Raw genomic sequence first — 24,918 nt, forward strand, 5'->3', positions numbered from 1 at the left:
GTTCAGATAGATTTCACAGGAATTTTACTGATTAGTTTTAAGTTGTCAGTGTTTGAGTAATCATATTGATATAGCCCGTCTTTACCGATCAGCATTAAAGTATTATTCAACGGAATTACATCATAAGCATCTATGTTTTTGAATTGCTGTAACAATTTCACATCCATAGGATTTGAAGCATTAAAATATTTCAGGCCTTTATTTCCCTCACAGATAAAAAGTTTCCCTTTATCAATTCCCAGACCATATGGATTTTCCATTTCATAGCTTTTCTTCAACACCGGGTTAGAAAGAACGGACACATCAATTACATCAAGCTGGTTCGCAACAGCGGCACCGCAACGTCCAAAATTATTGACAGACCGAAGTGTCACATATGCAATGTCATTCTCAACCACCACCGGATCACATGCTCTGGCATGTTCAAGGCGGGAAACGAAGTATGGTTTTTTCGGATCAAGGTTATTCCAGATTTGCAAACCTGTAGTTGTTCCGACGAACAAATGATCTTTGTAAGGAAATATCGTTTCAATCCCGAAGCCAAGCTTAACAGAAGATTCCATTACAGGCTGGTTCGGAGAATTAATATTAAAAAGCAGCATCTCATCTCCCTGTGAAATGGCATAAAGTCTGTTTTTATCTATGGCAAAACGAGCTGTTGAACCTGCTGTTCCGGCGAGAGAAGCATTATTAGCCCCCGAAACAGGTATCTGAGCTCCTGCCATATCATAATAAAGACAGTTCGGGCAATTTCCCCAATAGTAATTGTTTGGCTGTCCATCACAATCAACTTCACGGGTTTCTATGACGGTTTTCCATTGGTAATCAACAACCGTATTTCTATAGGTATCAAAATACCAGTAAATCCCATCAATCTGGCCGTTTTTAAAAGCTCCCTGAACCCTGCCGACTTCCTTTACAGCTGTTGGATTACTGATGTCGATTGCCACGAAATCAAGATAGCTGTCAGCATATAGAATATTCCCGTAAACTGCCATGTCAGAATTACCCGGAATCTGAATAAAAGCCACCTGAACCGGAGAAGAGGTATTCGTATTGTCAATAATATGAATGCCTTTCCTCAATTCATTAATAAACAGGTAATTCCCCTTGACATAAATTTTTCCGGTAGAGGTCAGATCTGTAACCGGAACAGACTTAACAGATTTCCTTAAGTCCTCAAGAGAAACGTTAAATGGAACCGTCGTTCTGTACGTAATTGTCTGTTTACAATTATCATGACAAGAACTGAGTCCTGTCAGGCAAAGCATCCCAAGTAATAATACCAGTAGAGAATGTTTCATAACTTTAAACAGTTAGATGATTACTTTTGTGTACAAATGCCATTTACACAATCTACCTGAGGAATCGCAATCATAGCGCAGTTCGAAATTCTGTTATATCTCTCATTGATCACCTTTTCAAAATCAGAATAAGCCTTTACTTTATCTGTCAAAACCTTTTCGTCAACTTTTGAAACAGAATAAATCAGAAAAGATGAGGGGCCTCCACATGCTTTTGCCCCCATAGCAATTACCTTACAATCATCTCCGGAACATGCTTTATTTTTGGCAAAATCCTGAATATCTGCACCCATCTGCTCCAGTTTCTTCTCATCAGCCAACTTATTATCTGACACTTCATCCTTTTTACAGGAAGAAACAAGGATGAGGGATAATGCCATGCATTTCAAAATCAAAAGTGTTTTCATAGCAGTCCGTTTATTTATTTTTCAAACTCTGTATAACATTAAAAGCAATGAGTCCGTATTTGGGTAAATACTCAGGAAAAGCATTATTTAGCACATCTGTTCCTCTGTAAAATACAGAATCATCAACCCGCCAGCTTTTCAGTGCCACACCTTTCTGTTTCAATTGGAGAAAAAGCATTCCTCCGTCTGCACAGCCTGGACAGCCAAATGTTGTCCCGGAAACAGACCTCATTGCCTCAGGAAAAAACTCAACCATTCCTTTCGCTTTAACATACTGACTGTCAGGAAGCTGTACACCATTGAAAACATATTCATTCCCCTTCTGGCAATATGCCCCGGTCGTATCAACATAGAGTTTATTACCATTAATAAGATAAAGTGCTTCGGTGCCACATCCCCAACCAAGGCCGACGTAACCGAATACAAGGTATTCATCCAGTTGAGAGGCATCAATCCGGGCAGAACTGTTTTCTTTTTTGCCAATAGGTTCTGTATCATTTGTATCCTTTCTACAGGAAATAAAAGTCAGAACACCTAAAAGCACAATCATTAGACTTCTTACGTTTTTCATAGCTTATTGTTGATATGCGCCCACACCTACAGAGACTTTTACTTTACTGAGAATTGATTTTTTCTTAGGTTTAGGCTTAGGTTTTTCATAATACGGCGTTTTGTCAATTTCGTGAATTTCTGGTTTAGAGGTAACTGTAACTTGTAATGACTTTGTTGTGGAAATCGGTAATGTTTTTATCGTATCAAGAATTATCCGTTCTTCTGCTATATCCTCAGGAACCGTATTCTCCTTAAGCTGAGGAAGCGCGTCAGGCAATTTTTGTGTTACTTTTTCTTCAATTTTTATACTTTTCACCTGAGTTTTAGCAGGTAAAATACTTTGTTCTTCTTTTATTTCTACAGGAGCTTCCGGTACTTTATTCACCGGTTTTTCCAGAATGATTTCTTTCGTAATGACTGGTTTGGTTTCAACTTCCTTCTTCTCCGAATTATTAAAATACCACAAAGCAGTTATGGCAGTCAAAACTCCTCCAACCAAAACTCCTCCGATATAATACGCAGGAAGTCCTCCCCCTGATGGTTTCAGAGGTGTTGCAGCAATTTTGTCAAGCTGAGAATCAATCCCATCCCAAACCATATCGGAAGGAGTCAGGGAAGATTCATCAAAAGCCTGGCGCCATTGTTCTTCAAAGCTATGTTTATTATCATCAGTCATATTTAAGCTGTAAAGTATCTCTCATATAGCAATTAGCGCATTTTTGTGTCAGGGTTAAATAAATGAAGGTGTAAAACCTGCTCATTAAAATCTATATTAACTAATCTTTTTTCTGGGGTAATAATCTAAAGCCACAGCAGCCTGCAAAAGTTGTTTGGCTCGTGAATACTGTGATTTTGATGTTCCTTCTGAGATTCCGAGCATTTCAGCAATTTCATGATGCTGGTATCCCTCTATAGCATAAAGGTTAAAAACTGTCTGGCAACCTTTAGGTAATTTTTGAATCATATTAAGCAGATCCTGAAAATGTATTCCGTCAAGACTCAGCCCCTCATCGGAAATGAAATTTGCCTGGTCTTCAATATCCGACTGATTCTGCCAGTGTTGTCCGGCCCTCAAATGGTTAAGTGCTGAATTAACTACAATGCGTTTAATCCAGGCGCCTAATGTACTTTCGCCTCTGAAATTTTTTAGATTCTGAAAAACCTTTATAAACGCTTCCTGCAAAATATCTTCCCCTTCTGCCTTATCAGAGGCATAGCGACAACAAACCACCAGCATCTTCCCGGCGTAAGCATTATATAGCTGACGCTGGGCTATGCGGTCGTTCTGCAAGCATGCTTTTAGTATATCCGATTCAGATTGCAAATGCCAGGTTAATGATGTTTTGTGTGTTTCAATAGAAAGACGCTTTTTCCGGCAAAACAGTTGGAACGGATCAGATATTTTTTTCGAAAAATCTTAAAAAAATCTGATGACCGTCAGAATTGCAGTTCTATGCCTCGGTTTTTATTATCTTTGCGAACCAGTGTTCTATAATGAAACACTAAATTATTGTTAATCATTGTCCCGGAAACATTTTAACCCGGCACTCGAAACATAATATTTCAACAGTGAATCCAGAAATTCGTAGCAAATACGAGGTTGTTATCGGCCTTGAAGTTCATGCTCAGCTACAAACTGAGACAAAAATTTTTGCGGCAGACCCGGCTTCTTTCGGGGCTTTGCCCAATACTCATATCTCACCCATTACCCTTGGACATCCGGGAACATTACCAAAGCTAAATCGCAAGGCTGTAGAATATGCGATCAAGCTTGGCCTGGCAGTTGGTTCTAAAATTTCAGACCGTCAGTATTTCGACCGGAAAAATTATTTTTATCCGGATCTTCCGAAGGGATATCAGATTACCCAGGACAAAACGCCTATCTGTATTGGCGGAGGAGTGAAGGTAAAGCTGAAAGAAGGTGAAAAAACAGTACGTTTCCATCATATCCATTTAGAGGAAGATGCAGGAAAAATGCTTCATTTAGATGGAGAAAGTGATTCCCTTGTTGATTATAACCGTGCAGGAACTCCTCTTGTGGAAATGGTTACAGAACCCGAAATTAAATCGGCAGAAGAAGCATTTCAATTCATGACTGAAGTCAGAAAACTGGTTCGATATTTAGGAATCTGTGATGGAAATATGGAGGAAGGCTCACTTCGTTGTGATGTTAACGTTTCCGTTATGCCGGTTGGCAGTAAAGTTTTCGGCACAAAAGTTGAGATAAAAAATATGAACTCTATCCGGAATGTTTATCGCGCCATAGAGTTTGAAATTCCGCGTCAGATTGAAATGGTAGAACGTGGAGAAGCAATTATTCAGGAAACTCGTTCTTTCGATGCCAATACCGGAAAAACCCATGGCATGAGAGAAAAGGAATCTATGAATGATTACCGGTATTTTCCGGAACCGGACCTTACACCATTGATTATTTCAGAAGATTGGCTTTCCGCTGTAAAAACTCAGATGCCAGCATTGCCATGGGAGCTTTTTGAGAAATTCACCAGGGAATATCATCTGCCTGAATATGATGCCGGTGTATTGACAGACAGTCGTGAAATTGCTGAATATTTTGAAGCAACCTGTTCTTTTACAAATAATTACAAAGCCGTTTCCAACTGGATTATGGGGACAGTAAAGTCATATCTTAATGAGAATAATCTTGAGATTTCAGACTTTAGCGTTTCGCCGGAAAGACTGGCTCAGCTGATTATTCTGGTAGATGAAGATAAGGTAAGCAATTCGACGGCAGCTCAGAAAATATTTCCGGAACTACTGAAAGACTCAGTCAAAACACCTCTGCAAATTGCCGAGACTAACAATTTGATTCAGCAAAGCAATACAGATTCTCTTCAATCGTTAATTGATGAGGTTCTTGCAGCAAATCAACCAAAAGTCAAGGAATATAAGCAAGGCAAAAAAGGGCTTTTAGGAATGTTCATGGGTGAAATCATGAAAAAATCTAAGGGTTCTGCCGATCCTAAAGTTACCACGGCGTTATTGCAAAAAACATTGGATTCTCTTTAGTATATCTGGCTTAAAAACCAAACATTCGTTCCCAAAAAGAAAAACATATCCATGAATAAAATTATTTTGAGCATCTCGCTTGCTGTTGTAAGTCTTTGCTCATGCGCGCAAACCAATGAGGGACAAGAAGCGGTTATTACTGGTAAAGTTTCGAATATTGTACCTGACCGAAAAGTTTATCTTCAGCTTATCAATGGAAGAGGAACGCCAATTACAATAGATTCATCGGATGTGAAAGAGGATCATTCTTTTACTTTCAAAGAAAAAGTGGTCAAAGGTGGTGGCTTTTACATTCTGAACTTCTTCAACATGGAATTATCTCAAAAATTGCTTGTGATTCTTGAAGGCGGAGAGAAAGTAAATATCATTGCTGACGGGATGGATACTCCGGCCAAAAAAGGAGCATATCAAATCACCAGTCCTAATTCCAAAAACGTAGAATACTTCAACAAACTGGTCAGATTAAACCAGGATTTACAAGTTAAGGTGGAAGGCTGGAACAAGCAAATGGCAACTGCTCAGGCCAAAAAGGACCAGACAACTATTCAGAAAATACAGAATGACTTTCAGGTTGCTCAACAGGCAACGGTTGATAAAGTAAAAGCATTATTCCCTGAAATGGGAACAAATCTGGTAGCATTATGGGCTACTAATTTTCTTAACCCTGAAACAGATCTTGAAACCCTGAAAGAGGTTGCTGGAAGGTTTAAGAAGGATAAACCTGATAATCCTAATGCCAAACCGTTCATTGAAAACCTGAAAAGGCTTCAAGGGGTAAATGTAGGTTCGGAAGCACCGGAAATTGCCTTGAAAACACCGGAAGATAAAGTGTTGAATCTGTCTTCATTAAGAGGAAAATATGTCCTGATCGATTTCTGGGCATCATGGTGTGGTCCTTGCAGAAGAGAAAATCCGAACGTTGTCAGAATGTACAACAAATTTAAAGACAAAGGTTTTGAGATATATGGCGTAAGTCTGGATCAGGATAAAGATGCCTGGATAAATGCCATTAAAAAGGATGGTTTAGTCTGGCAGCATGTTTCAGATTTACAATTCTGGAATTCTGCGGCAGCAGTAGCCTACGGGGTTCAGGGTATTCCTGCAACGTTTCTTCTTGACAAAAATGGTAATGTTATTGCCAAATCATTACGGGGAGAAGAACTGGAAAGAAAGCTGGAAGAAGTTCTGAAATAAAAATCATATTGACTTTTTAGTCAGAGGAGAAGCAATAAATGTGCTTTTTCTCTGACTTTTTCATTTTTATAATAGGTTCATATTTCGGGAATTGAGCAAATTTTATCAAAGCATTAATGTTTTTATCGTATTTTTGTTTGGTAAAAAAACAATTTCTTAAAATTATTCATCAGTATGAAAATCGCAATCGTTGGATGTGGGAATATGGGAATGGCTTTTGCCAACTCATTCATTCAGTACAATTTAGTTAAGAAAGAAGACTTATTGCTTATCGAGAAGAATGCAGAACGTGGTGAAGCACTTCAAAATACAAAGTCCGGTGTTGTAGTTGATACTATTTCCCCCAAAATCGGCGAATATGATTTGATAATTTTATCTGTTAAACCCCAGGATTTTACTTCCGTTCATCAGGAACTTCGGGAGGTAATCAGACCAAATCAATTGGTTTTAAGTATTATGGCGGGGATTTCCATTCAAAAAATACAGGAAGTCCTGAATCATCCTTTGGTTATCAGAGCAATGCCAAATACGCCTGCTTTGTTAGGAATGGGGATGACGGCATTTTCTGCCGCTCCGGAAGTTGAAATTCAGAATTTGAGAAAGGTTGAAAACTTAATCAATTCAACAGGAAGAGCCGTTTTTCTGGAAGAAGAAAGCCTTTTGGATGCAGTTACAGCATTAAGCGGAAGCGGTCCTGCCTACTTTTTCTATCTGGTAAAAGCTATGATAGAAGCCGGCAAGCAAATGGGCTTTGAAGATTCAATGGCTGCTTTACTGGTAAAACAAACGATGTTAGGTTCTTTCCATCTGATTAATAATGCAGATAAAAGCCTGGATGAGCTGATCAAGGCAGTTGCTTCAAAAGGAGGAACAACCGAAGCTGCTCTTAAACGATTTGAAGAAGGAAACCTGGCAGAACACCTTCAGGCAGGTATTCATGCCGCACAAAAAAGAGCAACAGAATTGTCAAAATAAGCGTAATTTGACTCTTTTCAAGAAATATTATTATAATACTTTCCCCGAAAAGCTCACAGATTTGTGGGCTTTTTTCATTTTACCAGCTGAAAATCAGCTTTTTTGAATCATTAATTGTATAATAGCGTTGTTAAATTACATCTTCATAAAATGTCAGATGTAATCAGCAAATATTTCACAATTCTAAGAACGACTCAAATTTTTTTGTATCTTTCTGGAAAATAAGCAATTACCACTTTTGAAGCCATTTTTGCTGAATACTATCCAATAAAGCTAAATTGTTCCCCAATACTTTGAGCATCATAATTCAACAATTTGATTATCAATTCTCTGCAACTCTCTAAACTTTCTTGGTGTACCAAATTCAAAAGTGTTTATTAATTTAAATTATAGAATGTCTAAAAAAATCAAATCAACCAAAGAAGAACGTTTTCTCCTCAACCTAAAAGAAGAAATTATTGCCTTTTTTGATATTAACGAAGACCGGGCCTTATCTGTAAATCAGGTTCACAAAGGCTTTGCTGTACGAGATCGTAAAACCAAAGAACTTTTCTCAGAATTAGTAGAAGAACTCCATGCTGAAGGACGTTTAATCCGAAATTCAGATGGTAACTATATTATTGATAATCAAACTTTATTTGTAACAGGAAAGGTAGATCACGTAAATGCACGATTTGCCTTTGTGGTAGTTGGTAATGAGGTTCCGGATATTTGGGTTAATACAAAAGATCTTAACGGCGCAATAGATGGTGATACCGTAAAAGTACTGGCAAGAAGTACTGCCCGTAAAAAGAAATCTGAAAGACCTGAAGGAGAAGTAGTAGAAATTATTGAACGCCGTTCAGACGAAATTGTAGGAACAATTGAAGTACTGCCGAACTTTGCTTTTGTCAATCCTGATTCTAAAAAAATCTTTCAGGATATATTTATTGCCAAAGACTACATTAAGGATGCAAAAAATGGCGATAAAGTCATTGTAAAAGTAACCCAGTGGGCTGAAAACGAAAGAAAAGCAGAAGGAAGAATCATTGAAGTTCTTGGAAAAGCAGGAGAGAATAATACTGAAATGCATGCTATTCTGGCAGAATTCGGCTTACCAATCCATTTCCCGGAAGTAGTAGAAAAAGAAGCGGAACGTATTTCTGAAAAGATTACGAAGGAAGAAATTGATAAAAGAAGAGATTTCCGGAAGGTTACGACTTTCACAATTGACCCAATTGATGCCAAAGATTTCGATGATGCTATCAGCTTTCAATATCTCGAAAACGGGAACTACGAAATCGGTGTTCACATCGCGGATGTTTCACATTACGTAACAGAAAATACCCTGCTTGAACAGGAAGCATACAAACGGGCTACCTCTGTTTATCTTGTTGACAGAGTTGTTCCCATGTTACCGGAAAAGCTTTCCAACGGACTTTGTTCACTTCGTCCTCATGAGGATAAACTTACTTTCTCTGCCGTTTTTGAGGTTTCTCCGGAAGCCAAAGTGGTAAAAGAATGGTTTGGAAGAACCGTCATACATTCCGATAAACGTTTCAGCTACGAAGAAGCTCAGGAGGTAATGGACGGCACGTATCAGCTACCCGTTGAGGAATCTGTTATTGAAGAAGAACCTGTAAAAAAAGGCAAGAAAAAGAAGAAAGATGTTGTTTCCGGCAACATTTTCAAAGGAGAATTGCTTATTCTGAATAGTCTTGCTCATAAATTAAGAGATGAAAGATTCAGAAAAGGAGCCGTAAATTTTGAAACCGTAGAAGTAAGATTTGTTCTTGATGAAAATGGCAAGCCTTTATCAGTTTATCCGAAAATCAGAAAAGATGCCCACAAGCTTATTGAGGAGTTTATGTTGCTTGCCAATAAAAAAGTAGCTGAATTCGTGCATAATCTTCGCAAGAAAGAACCGGTAAATGTGATGGTTTATCGGATCCATGAGGCACCGGATCCTGAGAAACTTAAAACTTTCTCTTCTTTTGCGAAAAAATTCGGGTACAATGTTGACATTGACAAAGAAGGCGTAAGTTCTTCATTAAACCATTTAATGGATGATGTGGAAGGTAAGCCTGAGCAAAATATCCTGCAAAGCCTTGCTGTAAGAACGATGTCCAAGGCTCGATACAGCACAGACCCGATTGGCCACTTCGGACTTTCTTTTCCGTTTTATTCACATTTTACCAGCCCGATCCGTCGGTATCCGGATGTAATGGCGCATCGTCTTTTACAACATTACCTGGATGGCGGAGAACCCGTTGAAAAAGGGCCCTGGGAAATTCGCTGCAAGCATAGCTCAGAAATGGAAAAACTAGCCAGCGAAGCAGAAAGAGCCTCAATCAAATACAAACAGGTAGAATTTATGAGCCTGATGGAAGAAAAAGTCTTCGACGGCATCATTACCGGAGTTACAGAATTTGGCTTCTTTGTAGAAATTACTGAAACTGCCTGTGAAGGTTTAGTAAGAATGGTTGACCTGAAGGATGATTTCTATGACCTTGATAAAGACAATTTTAGAATTGTCGGACAAAGAAACGGGCGTGTTTTCACTTTTGGAGATCCTGTTCAGGTAAAAGTAAAAGAATGTAATCTGGCCAGAAGAAGTATGGATCTGGAATTGATAGGTATGACCGGAAAAAAAGGCAGAGGAAGCAGCGGAGAAAGAAGCCGTTCTAAATCCAAAGTAATTCCAAGAGGAAAAAGACGGGAAAACAGCATGAGAGGTAAAAACAAGAGAAAATAAAAAGAGGCAGTTCTTCAGGAACTGCCTCTTCTCGTTTATTTCAATACCACGTCGCTGGCTTCCAGCAAATTTCGGGTTGTTATTTCTGAAAATGATTCTTCTGGCTTTTCAGTAAGGTGGATTGTTCTTACACCAGCCTTTTTCCCGGCTTTAATATCTCTGTGGGCATCTCCGATCATCCATGACTGCTGTTTATCAATACGGTATTTTGCAATCGCTTTCTCAATCATGAGAGAATCCGGTTTTCGGGTAAGTGATGCTGTAGTGAATTTTTCGTGATGGGGAGAAAAATATATATCATCCAAAAGATTCCCGCATTGTTCCTGGAAATAATTATGGCATTTTATTACATCCTCCCTTGTATAGATTCCTTTTGCAATTCCTGACTGGTTTGTAATAACGATAAGAAGATAACCGGCTGATTTTAACCTTCTTAATGCTTCAACCGTTCCATCAGGAATGATCAGATCTTCAATTCTGTAAACGTAATCAACACGATCTACATTTAACACCCCGTCTCTATCCAAAAAAATGCACTTATTCATATTCCAATTACTATTAAATCGCAGTATCTTTTTAGGTGTGCCTGAAGCTTGACAACAAAGTAAACTGCTTGTGGTTGAAACTTCTGCCCGATTTATAAATATAACTATATCTACATTTATTTGAACAAAATAAATGTATTTTTTAAATAATCAACAACTTTTGGGATTAAATCTTTGCGATATTTTCAGAAAAATTGCGAGGGGCAAAATTATTACTTAAATCTTATACTAAAAAACACAAGATTTCAACATTTCTGCTTTCTCTGTTAAATTTTGTTAACCCCGGAAAGATAAATATACAAAAACGTCCAAATCGCTTTAAAACAGAAAACGTTTTTAAAGAAGTTTATCTTTAAAAACGTTTTTCAGGAATTTTATTATCAATGAGCGATTATTTATTTAGAATAATCTGTCCCAAGGAATACGACTCAATATCAGAACCAAACCTAAGCCATAGAAAATCACCGCATTCTTATGTTTTGAGGCAGATGAAATGCCTTTTTTATTCTTAGAATGGCCGATAGTTACTAAAATTACTGCCAGCACATTCACAAGGATATGCTCAACTGCATAAAAGCGTAAAGATGAGTTTTTCATGGCAGCGCCAAAATCCTGAAAAGCACTTTGGGTAATAGGACTTAAAAACACATATAAAATCAAACCAATCAGTAATTGGGTATGGCATGAAATCATGAAGAATAATCCAACCTTACGATCTCCTTCTACAAATTTTGATTTTGAGGACAGACCTATGAGGCCTTTAACAATAGCAACAAGTGCAAGAATAAGAACCACCCAACGCAGGTATGAATGGACTGTCAAGAAAATATTATACATATGTTTTCAAATTGATTTTTTAAAAATTGCTTTTTCGAAAGTGTTCTGTCAGATTATTTTTTCAAATATACAACACTTCATTTAGTTTAGTGTTTTCTGGTTAAATTTCTATTCTGAAAAACACTATTCAACACTCATCATTATTCAAAAAACGGTATTTTCAGGATAAAATCAAGTTGAAACAACTTTCATACTTTCCGGGAAAAGAAGAGAAAAGACGTTGAAAAAGAGACAAATACAGTTAAATCAAAGACAATATTATTCCATTGCCTCTAAATAACGAGTATTTAGGGCTAAAACGGACTTAGTCATGAAGGGATTTCAAAAGAGGTTTCTCAAATTTCGGCATCAGCCACTTCAAAAGATCAGATATTCAGGAAATCGGGTATTTAAATGCTATACGCTGAGCATGACAGGAAATTTTCAGAGATTTGATCCTGTCACGTCAATGATAACATAACGAATTCCGGGCTGGAATACCCGGATTTTTACTTAAAGCTTTCTTCTTTTTACTTTGTTAATATATCCTACGGCAAAAACTCTGTAATTGTCCAGGATAGTCCGGGTAGCCTGATGCAATGTCTTTTCATCAATGGCATGTTTATTTGCCAGACCAGAGGCATAACCCATCCATATCGGGCGATTGGTTTCATTTTCAATAAATTGAATCAGTAGCGTTCCTCTTTTCAGACGGATTCTGTCCAGTTCTTCATTAAATTCCTCTTTCCCGAACCCTCTGAAAGTTCTTCTTAATACCGACAGATTTACTTCATTGGGGAAAAGTGCATAGAAAACAATAATCTGGGGCTTGTCGGCGAGATTGGCATAACCTCTTAATTTCATCTGGCTGCTGATCTCACTGATTACCGGTTCATAACTCAATATGGAGTCTGATTCTATACAGGTAAAAGAATCATATTTTACCTCGTCTTCATCATTAGCTTTATGGTAGGCCGAACCTACGAGGTAATTTTGACGGGAGCAGGAAATAAACCCGAGAATAGCCGCTAAAAAGAGTAATTGTTGGACACGCTTCATGACTTTACATTTTGAGTGAATTGATTTGCTTAATTGATAATTTCATCAAATTTTAAGGAAGGCTCAATCAAATATGTAATTCTTCAGGTTTAGAGTAATTTTTAAGATTTCAAAGTACTGTTTTCTCAATACATAAGAGCTAACACCCGGGCAGATTCTTATATAACTATCTGAAAGCGTGTTTGTTTTATGAATGTAAACATTTTTAATGAATTTTATTTCAAGAATTTAAGTTATCAGTGTAAGGTTCCAGTAAACGGTATTTTAAACTGTATTTTTTCCTTGAAAACGGTAAACAAACACTGGTTTCAGGTGAATCCGGAACTTATTGAACACTTAATTTTCAAAAAATGAATAATAAACCCACCATTTCAGTAGATGTCATTTCAGATGTGGTTTGTCCCTGGTGCTATATTGGAAAAAGAAGGCTTGAAAGCGCTCTTGAAAGTTTGAAAGAAGAACATCATATTGAAGTAACTTACCACCCCTTTCAGTTAGATCCTTCAGTCCCGATTGAAGGTTATGATTTTCAGGAATATATGGAAAACCGTTTCGGTGCCGGTTTTGCACAAAAGTCCAAACAAGTTGAACAGGTTGCCGAAAGCGTAGGATTGGATTTCAATTTCGAAGACCTGCCAAAATCAATTAATACATTCAACCTTCATCGTTTTATACAAATCTCAGGAGAGGAAGGAATTCAGGCGGAAGTGAAAGAAGCACTGATGGATGCTTATTTTGTGAAAAGAATTGATTTGACCAATCCTGAAAATATTGTCAATCTTTTTGGACAATTCGGTTGGTCATCTGAAAAAACTTTAGAAATTCTTCATTCCGACCGGGGTGCTGATGCGGTAAAAGAAGAAATTAATTACTATAAACAAATGGGCGTTAACAGCGTTCCCTTCTATGTAATTAACAATAAATACGGCATTGCAGGAGCTCAGCCGGCAGAGGCGTTTATTCAAACTATTACAAAAGTTGCCCGGGAAATGAATATTGAAGTCGCCGCAGGAGATAGCTGCGATATTGATGGAGAAAATTGTTAATCTATATTGTGACCCGTTTCCCGCAAAAAATCCCGGAATTGGCTCAAATTGTCAATTCCGGGATTTTTATATTTATCCGGGTTAATTTATTTGAGAACAGCTTTAATCACCACTGGCTGATGATCTGAAGGATAGCGTTGTTCTCTGGAATCAGTTAATACCCCATATTTCAATACTTCAATTTGTTTACTTACAAAAATATAATCTATCCGGTTTTTCATGGCAGCATCAAATTTGAAATCGTTGAATGTGCCAACCGGACCATATGGAGCTGCTTTCGTCACCTTATATGAGTCATTTAAAAGCATTTGCATTTTCAGAATCTGCTCTGTTTCCGGGGTTGAATTAAAATCTCCCGTGCAGATAACCGGAGCATTTTTCACAATTGCTTTAATCTTTTCTACCATCAGTATTCCTGATTGTCTTCTTGCTTCTACACCCTGATGATCAAAATGTACATTGAAAAAGTAAAAATCTTTCTTCGTTTTCAGGTCTTTGAATTTCCCCCACGAGCAAATTCTATTACAGCATTTAGCATCCCAGCCCAAAGATGGTTTTTCAGGCGTTTCACTTAACCAGAAGTTTCCGGATTCAAGTAGTTTAAATCTGTCTTTTTTGTAAAAAATAGCTGAATGTTCTCCTGCTTCTTTTCCATCATCTCTTCCTGCTCCAAAAAATGCAAATTCATTCAACTCGCTAATATCTTTCAGCTGGCCGATCAATCCTTCCTGTGTTCCGAAAATATCAAACTCATGGAAACGAATAAGGTCTTTTACATTTTCTTTTCTGTTTGGCCAGGCATTCAGGCCATCTCCAGGGTTATTATAACGAAGATTGTATGTGGCCACACAAATCGGATTATTTGTCTGAGAAAACGTTTCCTGCGTCATAAATAAGCAAAGAATTACAAAAAGTATATTTTTCATGTGAAGATTGTTTTATTGAAAATCAGGCCCCAAGATAAAATTTTATTTCTATCCGCAAATCCTGTTAAAACCTGAAAAGGTAAAATCAGCAATAAACATAATTTTATCTATATCCTGAGTTAATCTGAAATCCGTTTCCGGAGACCTATTGCACGCTCTTATTAAGTCTTTTATAAATTTATGAGCGCTTTTAACAAATTTTAACCATCAAAAGGCATTCGGTCCTGAGTGTACTTTAATTTATTCGTAGCTTTGTACCTGATTACAGAAAGGCTTTTCTTTTCGAATGACCAATTGTAAGCATTATCATATAAGAAGTATCCAATGAAAATTCTTGATTTATATATTCTTAAAAAGTTTTTAAAAACATATTTCTTCGCCGTAATGATTATCGTTTTAATTGTAGTGGTGATTGATTACACAGAGAAAATTGATGATTTTATCAGCAAAAAAGCCCCTACGCGGGAAATTATTTTCGATTATTATCTCAATTTCATACCCTATTGGGCCAATTATATCAGCCCTCTGATGGTATTCATTGCCACTGTATTCTTTACGGCAAATATGGCCGCCAGAACCGAAATCATTGCTATTCTGAGCACAGGCGTAAGCTTTACAAGATTGATGGTTCCATATTTGATAGGTTCTTCGCTTGTTGCCTTAATGACCTTTTTCATGATCGGATGGATTATCCCCAATGCGAATAAAGTGAGGGTGCCGTTTGAGAATAAATACATTACCAACAATTTCTACTATGACCGCAGGGATGTTCATATCAAAATCGCTCCTAAAATTTATGCCTATATGGAGAGTTACGATAATAACAGCCGGACGGGTTACAGGTTTACAATTGAAAAGTTTGACAAAAACCGATTACTGCAAAAACTGATTTCTGATCGGATCACATGGGATTCTACAGCTAAAAAATGGACAATCCATGATTACAGAATCAGAACATTGGACGGGAGCAGAGAGGCCTTAACCTTCGGAACAAAGATTGACACTACGCTAAATCTAAAACCTAAAGACTTCGAGACCAAACACTTACTGCATGAAACATTTACTTTCACAGAACTGGAAGCCTATATCTCGTTGCTAAAAAGCAGGGGATCCGATGGCATAGAAGTCTATCTGATTGAAAAATACCAGCGATTTGCCAATCCTTTTTCCATCATTATTTTAACAATAATCGGTCTGATTGTTTCAGCCAGAAAATCAAGAGGAGGGGTCGGTTTTCAAATTGCCTTAGGTTTCGTTTTAGCCTTTATCTATATCCTCTTCTTTATGATGAGTAAGGGAATGGCTGAATCCGGAGGCTTAAATCCGCTTCTAGCCGTCTGGTTACCGAATCTTGTCTTCAGTTTTGTAGGACTGATTCTTTACTACACTATTCCAAGGTAATACGAAAAGCAGGGTTCATTTCAGGAATTAAAGCATTCCTCTGGCCTTGATCTCCAGGTATTTATTGACGGTATTTACCGTTAATTTCTGAGGGGGCGTTAACAAGGCCTGAATACCAAATTGTCCTAATTCCTTGACAATCTGCTGTTTCTCATAAAAATACTTTTCAGCAATTGTTTTAAGATAAACCTCTTCTGTTGTAACAGATGGCTTATTTAATAAGGCTCTTAGCTCTGTATTTTCAAAGAAAACAATAATCAGCAAATGATCTTTGGCCAGTTTTCTAAAATATGGTAACTGACGACGCATAGAAGAAACGGTTTCAAAATTGGTAAAAAGAACCAATAAACTTCGCTGACGAATCAGCTTTTTGGTATTGACATAAAGCGCTTCGTAGTCTGTCTCCTGATAGCGGGTTCTTTGCTTATACAGAATTTCAAGAATCTTAGTCAATTGCCCTGGTCTTTTTTCTGCCTGAACAGTTTGCCCCACTTTATCGGAAAAAGTCATCAAACCTGCCTTATCTTGTTTATAAAGGGCGATATTACTTAAAACCAAAGAGGCATTAATAGCATAATCCAGCAAAGAAAGTCCCTCAAAAGGCATCTTCATAACCCGTCCTTTGTCGATGAGACAATAAATAGCCTGAGATTTTTCTTCCTGAAAGGCATTTACCATTAATTCATTATTTCTGGCTGTTGCCTGCCAGTTAATTTTCCTGATATCATCTCCCTGAACATACTGGCGAATCTGTTCAAACTCCTGGCTATTGCCAATTTTACGAATTTTCTTAACTCCTATTTCTGTTAACCGGTTAGAAATTGCCATTAACTCATATTCTCGCATCTGCAGAAAGGAAGGATAAACAGCCACCATTTTATCCTGCGAAAACTGAAACCTCCGTTTAAGAAGCCGGACAGGACTTTTAACATATACGTTCACCGCACCAAAGTTATATTCTCCTCTTTTCGTCGGACGAAGCTGGTATTGAATAATCTGGCTTTCAAAACTATTCAGGCCGGTTTCAAACAATAAGTCTCTTTTTTGAAACTGGAATGGAATTTCATCAATAATTTGTAAGATAATATCGAAGCGATAATGATTTTCAAGATAAATGGAAATCGGATTTTCATCTCCATTTGAAAGTCGGTCAGGAGTGTCCCTCCTCGCAAATATATTTTTAGTTGGTATGAAAAGTATCAGCCCGTCAATCAATAAAAGGAATATAAAGATGAAAAACAGGAGCTGTGCCACTCCCATTAACACAGGAACGACAAACGCCATTATAAATAGCATTACGATACCTATGAGGATATAAAAAACTAAGTTTGAGAGGTATAATGCTTTGAATATTTTCACAAAAGTTATCTATATTATTGATTATCAACACCTTCTCTTTTTTTCCAAAAATGCTCTGTTCAAACGAAAAGTCTGTTCTATCTTTTTAAGGAATGATTAAGAGGTTCACAGTCATTGAAAGTAGTAAATGCGTTATCTTGCAACTTTATAACTATTTTATTGCAAACTAACTACTTTCTGTCAGATATGAAAGCCCTTTATACGATCATTCTTTTAGTTTTATCAAACATTTTCATGACACTTGCCTGGTACGGTCATTTACAATTTAAAAACTTCTCTTCTCTTAAAAGCCTGGGGTTATGGAGCATTATACTTATAAGCTGGGGACTGGCGTTCTTTGAATACATTTTTCAGGTACCTGCTAACAAAATTGGCTTTAAAGAGAATGGCGGTCCGTTTTCAATGTTTGAATTAAAAACAATTCAGGAAGCGGTTTCGCTTATTGTTTTTACACTTATTACCGTTTTTATCTTTAAAACAGAAAGATTAGCCTGGAATCATTTAATAGGTTTTGCATTAATTGTCTTGGCTGTATTCGTGATTTTTAAGAAATGGTAAGCATTTTTAAATATTCCTCAGCACTCGCCGATTGGAATTTTTGAGATAATGACCTATCTTTCGATTGAGTTTTTTCACAATTTGATACCTAAATTATAGCAGGTCACTGCGTCATATTTTTATAATGAAAGCAAAAATAAATCAGGTCTTTGAGGAAATGGGAAAAGTGGTGATCGGTCAGGAAAGGTTAATCAACCGCTTGCTGATCGGGCTTTTTACGGGAGGACATGTTCTTTTGGAGGGGGTTCCGGGATTAGCAAAAACACTGACAATCAATACACTGGCAAAAATCCTTGACCTTAACTTTCACAGAATTCAATTTACGCCGGATCTTCTTCCGGCCGATTTAGTTGGTACCATGATTTATAACCAGAAATCCAACGATTTTGAAGTGAAAAAAGGGCCTATTTTTGCAAATCTGATTCTGGCTGATGAAGTAAACCGTGCTCCTGCTAAAGTACAATCCGCACTATTGGAGGCTATGCAGGAAAAACAGGTGACAATCGGCGATAATACTTTCCCGATAGACAGGCCTTTTTTGGTACTGGCCACTCAGAATCCGGTAGAGCAGGAGGGGACATTTCCACTTCCGGAAGCTCAGGTTGACCGTTTTATGTTAAAAGTTCATGTAGATTATCTCAACAAAGAACAGGAACTTGAAGTAATGAGAAAAATGTCTAACATGGATTTCAATTACAAACCCAAGCCGATTTTAAATAAAGATGATATTTCTGAAATTAAAGGAGAAATCAACAAAATTGCGATAAGTGAAACACTGGAGCGATATATTATCGAATTGATATTTGCTACCAGAAAACCAAGTGATTATGGTTTGAAAGAAGAAGCAAGATATATCCAGTTCGGGGCTTCTCCGAGAGCAAGTATCAATCTCAATCTTTCTGCAAAGGTTCTTGCTTATCTTGATGACAGAGATTATGTATTACCGGAAGACATAAAAGAAATAGCTCCGGATGTACTCAATCACAGAATGATGCTCAATTATGAGGCTGAAGCTGACGGAATTACAACTATGCAGGTGATAGATACCATTCTTCGGAAAGTAGCCATCGGCCGATAAAATGAACAGGCTCCTGAATTGTATTTCAGGAGCCTGTTTTTTACAATTTGTTTTCCTAATAATTTACAGATATCTGCTTTTTTGTATTGAAAATTTCACTTTTCCCGGATGAAACTACCATAATTCCGATCTGATAGTCTGCTGGCTCGAGCATTTTTGTTGGAACAAGTAAAGAAAAACCGACTTTTCCTCCAAAAAACCGCTCTTGTTGTCCGTAAATCAGATAGGTATTTTGTGCAGATTTTAAAATCAAATATGCTCCGTCATTGATTCCTCCGCTGATTTTAAGGTCTGTATTTTCTATTCTTTCTCCATCTGAGGCCTTCACAATATTGGCTTCAATTACTTTATTTTCCGGAAGTGGTGCCAATAACTGGCTCTCCATGTCTGCCACGAAAGATTTAGGGTAAACATATATTCCCTGATCCGTTAGCCTTTTCAATGCAGTGATGGCATATTCTCTGAAAGGGGAATGTCTTTCCGCACCTAATCCGATCAGGTTATTTTTCTGATTATAAGCCCGAACCAGCAAATCCTTTCTTCTTTCAATAACTTCAGGCGTAAATTTCAAATAAGATGCAATATTAAATAACAGACTGAAAACCAGAAAAAGGTAAAAGTATTTTTGGTTCGATGTTTTTCTCAGCCAGCCGGTAAGCAGCATTAAATAGACCAGAATCAATAAGGTTATCGGGTAAATTTTATAATTGCTTACCAGCATAACAAAATATCCGAATCGAGGGCGAAGAATCCCTATTACAAGTGCATTTGCTGCTAAAAACAAAAAGCCTCCTAAAATCAGTAAGTTGATTGGTTTGTCAGCAATACGTTGATGAAGCTCAAACAATTTACCTTTACGGGTTAATTTTAACCAGGAAAAAGGCAATTCTTTGGAATAAAGGGCCAATCCCAGCGACCAATACGTTCCGATTGAAACTAAGACCATTCCTAAAATCGTCGGGGCAATTGATCTGACAAAAATTGCTTTATGATTCCAAAAGTCAACAGAACCTCCCAATGTAGTGAAAAAACCCAGAAAACTTTCATGCGGATGCTTCATGAAGTAGGCAAATCCTAAATCATTTGCTTCAGTATCAAATTTATAAAAGTATATTTTGATAGTAAGAATAGTCAGTATTACCCAAATTCCGGTTAAACGGATTCTACCCTGAAGCAAAAGAATAATTATACCAACAAACCAAAAAAACAATCCGTTACTCATCGTGAATGAGTCGAAGATAATTACCAATACCGCAAAAATGAATGTTGTTATCGTATTTCTGGTAAGCAGAAAAATACCGAGTAATCCAAAAAATATAACCGGTTGATATTGATGTCCGGTAATTGACCAGAGACTAATCAGATAATATTGCGGATGTAACAGAAGCAAAGGGATTGGCAGAAAATATTTCAAAGGAATATTCTGCTCTTTCAAAACACGCCAGAAAAGCCATAATATTCCGAGTAAGGTAATATTCCCGAAAATCATGATTAGCTTCATGTTTAACTCCCCGGTGACAAAATACCACCATAAATTCATGAGTTTGGCATAAACAATCCTGTGCTCATTATTTGGTTTGAACAATAACCACCACTTTTCATCCCAATTATCAGCCTTCAGAAACCTTCCCAGAAAATCCGGGAAAGCATCCATGTCATCCATCCAGGGGACATTTATGGAAAATGTAATCAGAAAGGCAATGAATATTAAAATGGGCAGGAATATCCCCGCCCTGATTAAATACTGTGATTCTTTTTTAGCAGATTCGAACATAATTCCCTTAAAAGAGATTTAGAAGTTTATTTTTTCATGAATGATATACTCGGGTCTATTTTTAATTTCATCAAAAATATTTCCCAAATATTCTCCCATCACTCCAATAGTAAGAAGTTGAACTCCTCCGAAGAAAATGATTGCAATTACCGAAGAAGCCCAGCCGGAAACAATGGTATTAGGTCTGAAAATAATTCCGGTAATAACCCAGGCAGCCAGAAACAAACCGACAACAATACTTAAAAAACCCATCGTCATGGCCAGTTTCAATGGTTTTTTGCTAAAATACAACAAACTTGTTGTGGCAAATTTCATCATTTTTGAAAGCGGATATTTTGTTTCTCCGGCAAATCTTTCCTCTCTCACATAATAAACAGGTACCTGTTTATAACCAATCCAGCTTATCAAACCTCTGATATATTTATTCTTTTCAGGCAGTTTTTTGAATGTGTCAATCACCATACGGTCAATTAACCTGAAATCTCCGGTATCCACAGGTAATTTCACGTCGGAGAGATTGTTTATTAATCTGTAGAAAAGTTTCGCCGTAAATAATTTAAACAGCGATTCCCCTTTTCTTTCTTTCCTCACTGCATAAACGACATTCGCATTTTCTTCAAGATGGATTTTAATCATTTCCGGAAAAAGCTCCGGCGGATCCTGTAAATCTGCATCTATGATAATCGCCACATCCCCTTCACACATTTCTATACCCGCAGAAACAGCAGGCTGGTGTCCAAAATTACGTGAAAAGGCAAGTACCTTAACATTACTATCAAGTGCAGCAAGTCTTTTTAAGGACGACAGGGTATTGTCCTTACTTCCATCATTGATAAAAATCAATTCATAGCCTCTTGCAGGAAAACCTTGCAGGGTTTTGACAATCCGCTGATAAGTATGTTCGATTACCTGTTCCTCGTTATAGCAGGGAACAATAACAGAGATAAATAAGTCTTTCGGGCTTTGCATAAGATTCAACAGAATTTCACAATCGGACAAATCGTTTTTTCTGTAAGGTTTAAATTACTCTTTATCATTCAAAATTATTACTTTCTTCTGAAAGTATTCGGCATAACATTTATTCCAGAGGTGCTTTTCATTATTTTTAATTTCGTCAAAATAAAGCGATTCGGGTTTATTTTGAAGAGGAGTAACAGCAATTGTATCTTTCTTACTTCCCTGAATCAGAGCATATCTTTTCACCATTTCCTGATCGTACCGGAAGGCCGTTCCTTTTAAAATATCACTATACATCATTTCCAGACCAGGACTAAGTATAAGATTTATTATAATCCAACCACCCGATATCAAAGTATTTAAAGTATTAATTTTCACTTTATCGAACAGGGCAGTCTGAACAACCCAAAGTGTCAGGTTGTAAAACCAGCCTATGATAAAAAAACCAAAAATAACGTTCAGAACCCTTGCAGGAATTCCCATATCATTGCCATAATGAATACCAAAGAGCATTAAAGTAATCAGCAATGAAAAGGCTCCGAATGCTGCAATTCGGTTTACCTGATATATTGAACCCTTTAGTTTTTCCTTTAAATTTGTCAGAAATGCGATAAATATTATAGAAAATGGTAAAATCGGCGTAAAAAATATCCAGTGAAAAGATTCTTTAAAGAAAGACTTAACACCTTTCTCAAGGGCTATTTTTATCCCTCCGCCCAAAACATTTCCTCCTGTCATCCTGACCGCATTTCCGGGCGCTGAAATAACCAGATAAGATGAGAATGCTGCAACAATCAATAAAAACGCAATGAAAAAATCGATTTTTCTGTGAAATATTAATTTATACAATCCGGTCAGGCCTAAAAGTCCAACCAGGAAAATCATCATGATTTCATTAGAACCTATAATGAAAAAAACCAGCACCCCGGCAAGAATTGCTACCCAAATCTGTATTTTTTTATATTTCTCCTGATAAAATCTGTTTATTACCACTATAAGATATAGCCAATAAACAATGGCGATCGGGTAGATAAAGACCGAAGTGTACCAGTAATAAATATCGACAACGCTTGGAATACATCCCAGAAAAAGAATCAGAAAGGAGGCTGTAACAACCAATTTCTCAGAAATCCTTTTCAAAAAGAAAAACTCTCCCGCTACTACATAAGTCGCATGAAAAAGGAGTGTTACAATAATAAAAGGCATAACCTTCACAAACCAGAAGCATCCGAAGGCTAAAGGTGTAGCATGAAACAAAAAGTTCGTCCAGTATCTTCCTGACCATCCGTCGTAATAAAACTTTTGTCCCTTCCAAAAACCATAATCCCTTGTTACATAGGCAAAACAATAGTCGTCGGCTACTGATGGATGGTTAAAAATCGCAAGGATAAATACCGGAATTATAATCAAGAGAAGCAAGCCTCCTATTACCAGATTCTGAAATTTAGTTTGTTTTAATAAACTCGTCATTTTTATCGCTGTCCCTTGTATTATTTATCAATTATTAAACTTTTATGGAATGAAACCATAAATTGATTATCTATGATCCTTATGATTCCAACAGAATATTTACCGGGCAGATATGTGTAATCGTCAAACTTCACCTCAAAGCCCTTCCAAAAGTAATTACCATTTTTCACTAAATCCTTACGGCTTTTATTTCGCTCTCTTCTGAATGGTAATAAATAGGTCTTCTTTTCAGACTTCAAAATTAGACACATTCCCTCATCTACAGAGGTTTCTACAGGGAATGTTTCATTTTTAATTAGCCAATGGTTGTCTTTTCTTGAAATTTGGAAAACTGTAGTATCAGAAACAGGTCCCGAAGCACTTAGAATTTCCTTGCTGAACTTTGTATAGATTGTTTCAGGTGATTTATAAACCTGTGTTTTGATGGCTTCTTCTGTAATTTTATCAATAGACTCAGCCCAGTCATTTCCATGAGGATAAAAACTTAAAGCTTTGTTATTCTGAAAATTAAACATCCCTACAAAAAGGTTTTCTCTCATATTAAAGATCGTTTCATGATTCCAGTAATATGAAAAGAAATACATAAAAATGCTAAAAGGAAGAAAAACCCAAAGTGCTGCTTTTTTTATCATTCCTGAAAAATTAATCAGACAGAAGAAATAAGCAAGACATAAAAGCAAGACACTTATGAATTTGTATCTGCTGAAGAACATTTCATAATACCCATCCTGGCTGGCAGAGCGGGAATATGCTACGGCAGCAGCAGAAATAAGCAAACAAATTACGGAGCTGCTCAAAAAGAGATTGGCCCGGTAGTTTTTCTTAAATTTTATCGGAAAATACCTGTTTTTAAAATCGAAATAATTATTTAACAGCGCAAAACATGTATAAATCAGTCCGGTTAATACCAATGCTCCGAATAAAAATGCGGTGGTATTACTCAAAAAAGAGGCTGATTGTATTTCCAGATAACTTCCTAAAAGGATTACAAAACTTGTAAACAGGTGAACGATATCTAATTGATGAGGTACAATAGGAGAGGGTTTATAGGTACTGAAATAAAGTGCGACGCATAGTGCTCCCGTTACTGTCATAATTCCACATTCCTTATATCTTTTCAGGTAAATCAATACCAGCGCTGCCGGGAGAAAGACAAACATTCCATTGCTGAAAGTGAAGGTTACTAAAATCGCAGATAATATTGCCCAAAGAAAATATCTCGGTTTATCAAAGCTCAGTAAGTAGAGCGTAAGCATCTGTAAAAAGCCGATAGGATAATATGTCCAGTTACAGATAGTCCAAAATTGATTTTCAAAGGTCTGCATCTGAAATATCAAAAATGGAATCGGAAGGAAAAAGACGAAGTCGGTTTTAGTTTTCTGAAAAACCTTCCAGAAGAAGAAAAGAAGTCCTCCTAAAAATAAATTCCCTAAATGAGCTAAAATAGTATAATTCAGACTTCCGGTAAATTTATAAATCAGATAAGCAACAAATTTTGAGACAGGGGTGCGATGCTCGGTAATAGTATGCTGCTTCATGAAAATCCAGAAAGCTTCTGCAATAGATTTACTTTTATTTACTGCCAGAATGCAGTCGGTATAGTAGAGGTTATCATCTAAAAATGGAATATTTACAGTATATCTCCCAACATACCAGATAAAAAATCCAGCGGGAAATGCAGCAACTATGTAGGTTATATACTTCAATAAATATGGTTTCATTCGGTATTAGGGTAA

Annotated in this window: 22 protein-coding genes; 8 read left to right on the forward strand and 14 right to left on the reverse strand. The window is 37.0% G+C overall.

What is annotated here, in order from left to right; genetic code table 11:
- Positions 1-2: 2 nt before the first annotated feature.
- From BM179_RS18470 to BM179_RS18490, 5 genes are all read right to left on the reverse strand, one after another.
- A complete protein-coding gene (locus BM179_RS18470) occupies positions 3-1,304 on the reverse strand; it encodes an LVIVD repeat-containing protein (RefSeq protein WP_092018645.1) in 1,302 nt (433 codons plus the stop codon).
- Between the two features lie 20 nt (positions 1,305-1,324).
- Positions 1,325-1,711, reverse strand: coding sequence for a hypothetical protein (locus BM179_RS18475; protein WP_092018646.1), 387 nt, complete (start codon positions 1,709-1,711; stop codon positions 1,325-1,327).
- Positions 1,712-1,721: 10 nt separating this feature from the next.
- Positions 1,722-2,282 (reverse strand): hypothetical protein, encoded by a 561-nt coding sequence (locus BM179_RS18480; RefSeq protein ID WP_092018647.1) that lies wholly within the window; start codon positions 2,280-2,282, stop codon positions 1,722-1,724.
- Between the two features lie 3 nt (positions 2,283-2,285).
- A complete protein-coding gene (locus BM179_RS18485) occupies positions 2,286-2,939 on the reverse strand; it encodes a hypothetical protein (protein ID WP_092018648.1) in 654 nt (217 codons plus the stop codon).
- A gap of 96 nt (positions 2,940-3,035) precedes the next feature.
- Entirely contained in the window at positions 3,036-3,587 is a 552-nt protein-coding gene (locus BM179_RS18490; RefSeq protein ID WP_092018649.1) for an RNA polymerase sigma factor, read from the reverse strand.
- Positions 3,588-3,832: 245 nt separating this feature from the next.
- Between BM179_RS18490 and gatB the strand changes: the two genes are divergently transcribed.
- The 4 genes from gatB (at position 3,833) to rnr (ending at position 10,193) form a co-directional block, all read left to right on the forward strand.
- The gene (gene gatB / locus BM179_RS18495; RefSeq protein ID WP_092018650.1) at positions 3,833-5,290 is read left to right on the forward strand and encodes an Asp-tRNA(Asn)/Glu-tRNA(Gln) amidotransferase subunit GatB; all 1,458 of its coding nucleotides are present in this window, start codon (positions 3,833-3,835) and stop codon (positions 5,288-5,290) included.
- Between the two features lie 51 nt (positions 5,291-5,341).
- Positions 5,342-6,484, forward strand: coding sequence for a TlpA disulfide reductase family protein (locus BM179_RS18500; protein ID WP_092018651.1), 1,143 nt, complete (start codon positions 5,342-5,344; stop codon positions 6,482-6,484).
- A gap of 174 nt (positions 6,485-6,658) precedes the next feature.
- Positions 6,659-7,459, forward strand: a complete 801-nt coding sequence (gene proC / locus BM179_RS18505; protein ID WP_092018652.1) for a pyrroline-5-carboxylate reductase — start codon at positions 6,659-6,661, stop codon at positions 7,457-7,459.
- A 394-nt stretch (positions 7,460-7,853) separates the two neighbouring features.
- Positions 7,854-10,193, forward strand: a complete 2,340-nt coding sequence (rnr, locus tag BM179_RS18510) for a ribonuclease R (protein ID WP_092018653.1) — start codon at positions 7,854-7,856, stop codon at positions 10,191-10,193.
- 35 nt (positions 10,194-10,228) lie between these two features.
- Here rnr and BM179_RS18515 read toward each other — a convergent pair whose 3' ends face one another.
- The 3 genes from BM179_RS18515 to BM179_RS18525 all read right to left on the reverse strand — a co-directional run bounded on the left by BM179_RS18515 (position 10,229) and on the right by BM179_RS18525 (position 12,613).
- A complete protein-coding gene (locus tag BM179_RS18515) occupies positions 10,229-10,738 on the reverse strand; it encodes a D-glycero-alpha-D-manno-heptose-1,7-bisphosphate 7-phosphatase (protein ID WP_092018654.1) in 510 nt (169 codons plus the stop codon).
- A gap of 399 nt (positions 10,739-11,137) precedes the next feature.
- Positions 11,138-11,575 carry a hypothetical protein gene (locus BM179_RS18520; protein WP_092018655.1) on the reverse strand — a complete coding sequence of 146 codons (438 nt, stop codon included), beginning with the start codon at positions 11,573-11,575 and terminating at the stop codon, positions 11,138-11,140.
- A 492-nt stretch (positions 11,576-12,067) separates the two neighbouring features.
- The gene (locus BM179_RS18525) at positions 12,068-12,613 is read right to left on the reverse strand and encodes a DUF4136 domain-containing protein (RefSeq protein WP_092018656.1); all 546 of its coding nucleotides are present in this window, start codon (positions 12,611-12,613) and stop codon (positions 12,068-12,070) included.
- A 350-nt stretch (positions 12,614-12,963) separates the two neighbouring features.
- Between BM179_RS18525 and BM179_RS18530 the strand changes: the two genes are divergently transcribed.
- Entirely contained in the window at positions 12,964-13,659 is a 696-nt protein-coding gene (locus tag BM179_RS18530; protein WP_092018657.1) for a DsbA family oxidoreductase, read from the forward strand.
- Between the two features lie 86 nt (positions 13,660-13,745).
- On the opposite strand, the gene BM179_RS18535 is transcribed toward BM179_RS18530, so the two are convergent.
- Positions 13,746-14,585 (reverse strand): endonuclease/exonuclease/phosphatase family protein, encoded by an 840-nt coding sequence (locus BM179_RS18535; RefSeq protein ID WP_092018658.1) that lies wholly within the window; start codon positions 14,583-14,585, stop codon positions 13,746-13,748.
- A 324-nt stretch (positions 14,586-14,909) separates the two neighbouring features.
- On the opposite strand from BM179_RS18535, the gene BM179_RS18540 reads away from it, so the two are divergent.
- On the forward strand, positions 14,910-15,986 hold the full coding sequence (locus BM179_RS18540; protein ID WP_092018659.1) for an LptF/LptG family permease: 1,077 nt from the start codon (positions 14,910-14,912) through the stop codon (positions 15,984-15,986).
- Between the two features lie 27 nt (positions 15,987-16,013).
- On the opposite strand, the gene BM179_RS18545 is transcribed toward BM179_RS18540, so the two are convergent.
- Positions 16,014-17,345 carry a DUF58 domain-containing protein gene (locus tag BM179_RS18545; RefSeq protein WP_092018660.1) on the reverse strand — a complete coding sequence of 444 codons (1,332 nt, stop codon included), beginning with the start codon at positions 17,343-17,345 and terminating at the stop codon, positions 16,014-16,016.
- A gap of 186 nt (positions 17,346-17,531) precedes the next feature.
- Between BM179_RS18545 and BM179_RS18550 the strand changes: the two genes are divergently transcribed.
- Entirely contained in the window at positions 17,532-17,903 is a 372-nt protein-coding gene (locus BM179_RS18550) for a DMT family protein (protein WP_092018661.1), read from the forward strand.
- Between the two features lie 124 nt (positions 17,904-18,027).
- Complete coding sequence (locus BM179_RS18555) at positions 18,028-18,981, forward strand: AAA family ATPase (RefSeq protein ID WP_092018662.1); 954 nt, start codon at positions 18,028-18,030, stop codon at positions 18,979-18,981.
- Positions 18,982-19,036: 55 nt separating this feature from the next.
- Here the strand turns inward: BM179_RS18555 and BM179_RS18560 are convergent, their stop codons facing one another.
- The 4 genes from BM179_RS18560 to BM179_RS18575 are packed head-to-tail and all read right to left on the reverse strand — an operon-like array spanning position 19,037 to position 24,903.
- Positions 19,037-20,755, reverse strand: a complete 1,719-nt coding sequence (locus BM179_RS18560; RefSeq protein ID WP_092018663.1) for a hypothetical protein — start codon at positions 20,753-20,755, stop codon at positions 19,037-19,039.
- An 18-nt stretch (positions 20,756-20,773) separates the two neighbouring features.
- Positions 20,774-21,724, reverse strand: coding sequence for a glycosyltransferase family 2 protein (locus tag BM179_RS18565; RefSeq protein ID WP_092018664.1), 951 nt, complete (start codon positions 21,722-21,724; stop codon positions 20,774-20,776).
- A gap of 54 nt (positions 21,725-21,778) precedes the next feature.
- Positions 21,779-23,182 (reverse strand): DUF6056 family protein, encoded by a 1,404-nt coding sequence (locus BM179_RS18570; protein WP_092018665.1) that lies wholly within the window; start codon positions 23,180-23,182, stop codon positions 21,779-21,781.
- Between the two features lie 20 nt (positions 23,183-23,202).
- Entirely contained in the window at positions 23,203-24,903 is a 1,701-nt protein-coding gene (locus tag BM179_RS18575) for a hypothetical protein (protein ID WP_092018666.1), read from the reverse strand.
- Positions 24,904-24,918: the final 15 nt, after the last annotated feature.

It is taken from the genome of Pseudarcicella hirudinis, from assembly GCF_900115665.1.
GTDB classification, from domain to species: domain Bacteria; phylum Bacteroidota; class Bacteroidia; order Cytophagales; family Spirosomataceae; genus Pseudarcicella; species Pseudarcicella hirudinis.

Bases quoted from the DNA above. Each gene is read 5' to 3' on its own strand.
- BM179_RS18470 (WP_092018645.1), bottom strand. From the start codon at position 1,304: ATGAAACATTCTCTACTGGTATTATTACTTGGGATGCTTTGCCTGACA.
- BM179_RS18520 (WP_092018655.1), bottom strand. From the start codon at position 11,575: ATGTATAATATTTTCTTGACAGTCCATTCATACCTGCGTTGGGTGGTT.
- BM179_RS18475 (WP_092018646.1), bottom strand. From the start codon at position 1,711: ATGAAAACACTTTTGATTTTGAAATGCATGGCATTATCCCTCATCCTT.
- BM179_RS18565 (WP_092018664.1), bottom strand. From the start codon at position 21,724: ATGCAAAGCCCGAAAGACTTATTTATCTCTGTTATTGTTCCCTGCTAT.
- BM179_RS18480 (WP_092018647.1), bottom strand. From the start codon at position 2,282: ATGAAAAACGTAAGAAGTCTAATGATTGTGCTTTTAGGTGTTCTGACT.
- BM179_RS18570 (WP_092018665.1), bottom strand. From the start codon at position 23,182: ATGACGAGTTTATTAAAACAAACTAAATTTCAGAATCTGGTAATAGGA.
- proC (WP_092018652.1), top strand. From the start codon at position 6,659: ATGAAAATCGCAATCGTTGGATGTGGGAATATGGGAATGGCTTTTGCC.
- BM179_RS18485 (WP_092018648.1), bottom strand. From the start codon at position 2,939: ATGACTGATGATAATAAACATAGCTTTGAAGAACAATGGCGCCAGGCT.
- BM179_RS18540 (WP_092018659.1), top strand. From the start codon at position 14,910: ATGAAAATTCTTGATTTATATATTCTTAAAAAGTTTTTAAAAACATAT.
- BM179_RS18500 (WP_092018651.1), top strand. From the start codon at position 5,342: ATGAATAAAATTATTTTGAGCATCTCGCTTGCTGTTGTAAGTCTTTGC.
- BM179_RS18530 (WP_092018657.1), top strand. From the start codon at position 12,964: ATGAATAATAAACCCACCATTTCAGTAGATGTCATTTCAGATGTGGTT.
- rnr (WP_092018653.1), top strand. From the start codon at position 7,854: ATGTCTAAAAAAATCAAATCAACCAAAGAAGAACGTTTTCTCCTCAAC.
- BM179_RS18555 (WP_092018662.1), top strand. From the start codon at position 18,028: ATGAAAGCAAAAATAAATCAGGTCTTTGAGGAAATGGGAAAAGTGGTG.
- BM179_RS18535 (WP_092018658.1), bottom strand. From the start codon at position 14,585: ATGAAAAATATACTTTTTGTAATTCTTTGCTTATTTATGACGCAGGAA.
- BM179_RS18575 (WP_092018666.1), bottom strand. From the start codon at position 24,903: ATGAAACCATATTTATTGAAGTATATAACCTACATAGTTGCTGCATTT.
- BM179_RS18550 (WP_092018661.1), top strand. From the start codon at position 17,532: ATGAAAGCCCTTTATACGATCATTCTTTTAGTTTTATCAAACATTTTC.
- BM179_RS18525 (WP_092018656.1), bottom strand. From the start codon at position 12,613: ATGAAGCGTGTCCAACAATTACTCTTTTTAGCGGCTATTCTCGGGTTT.
- BM179_RS18560 (WP_092018663.1), bottom strand. From the start codon at position 20,755: ATGTTCGAATCTGCTAAAAAAGAATCACAGTATTTAATCAGGGCGGGG.
- BM179_RS18515 (WP_092018654.1), bottom strand. From the start codon at position 10,738: ATGAATAAGTGCATTTTTTTGGATAGAGACGGGGTGTTAAATGTAGAT.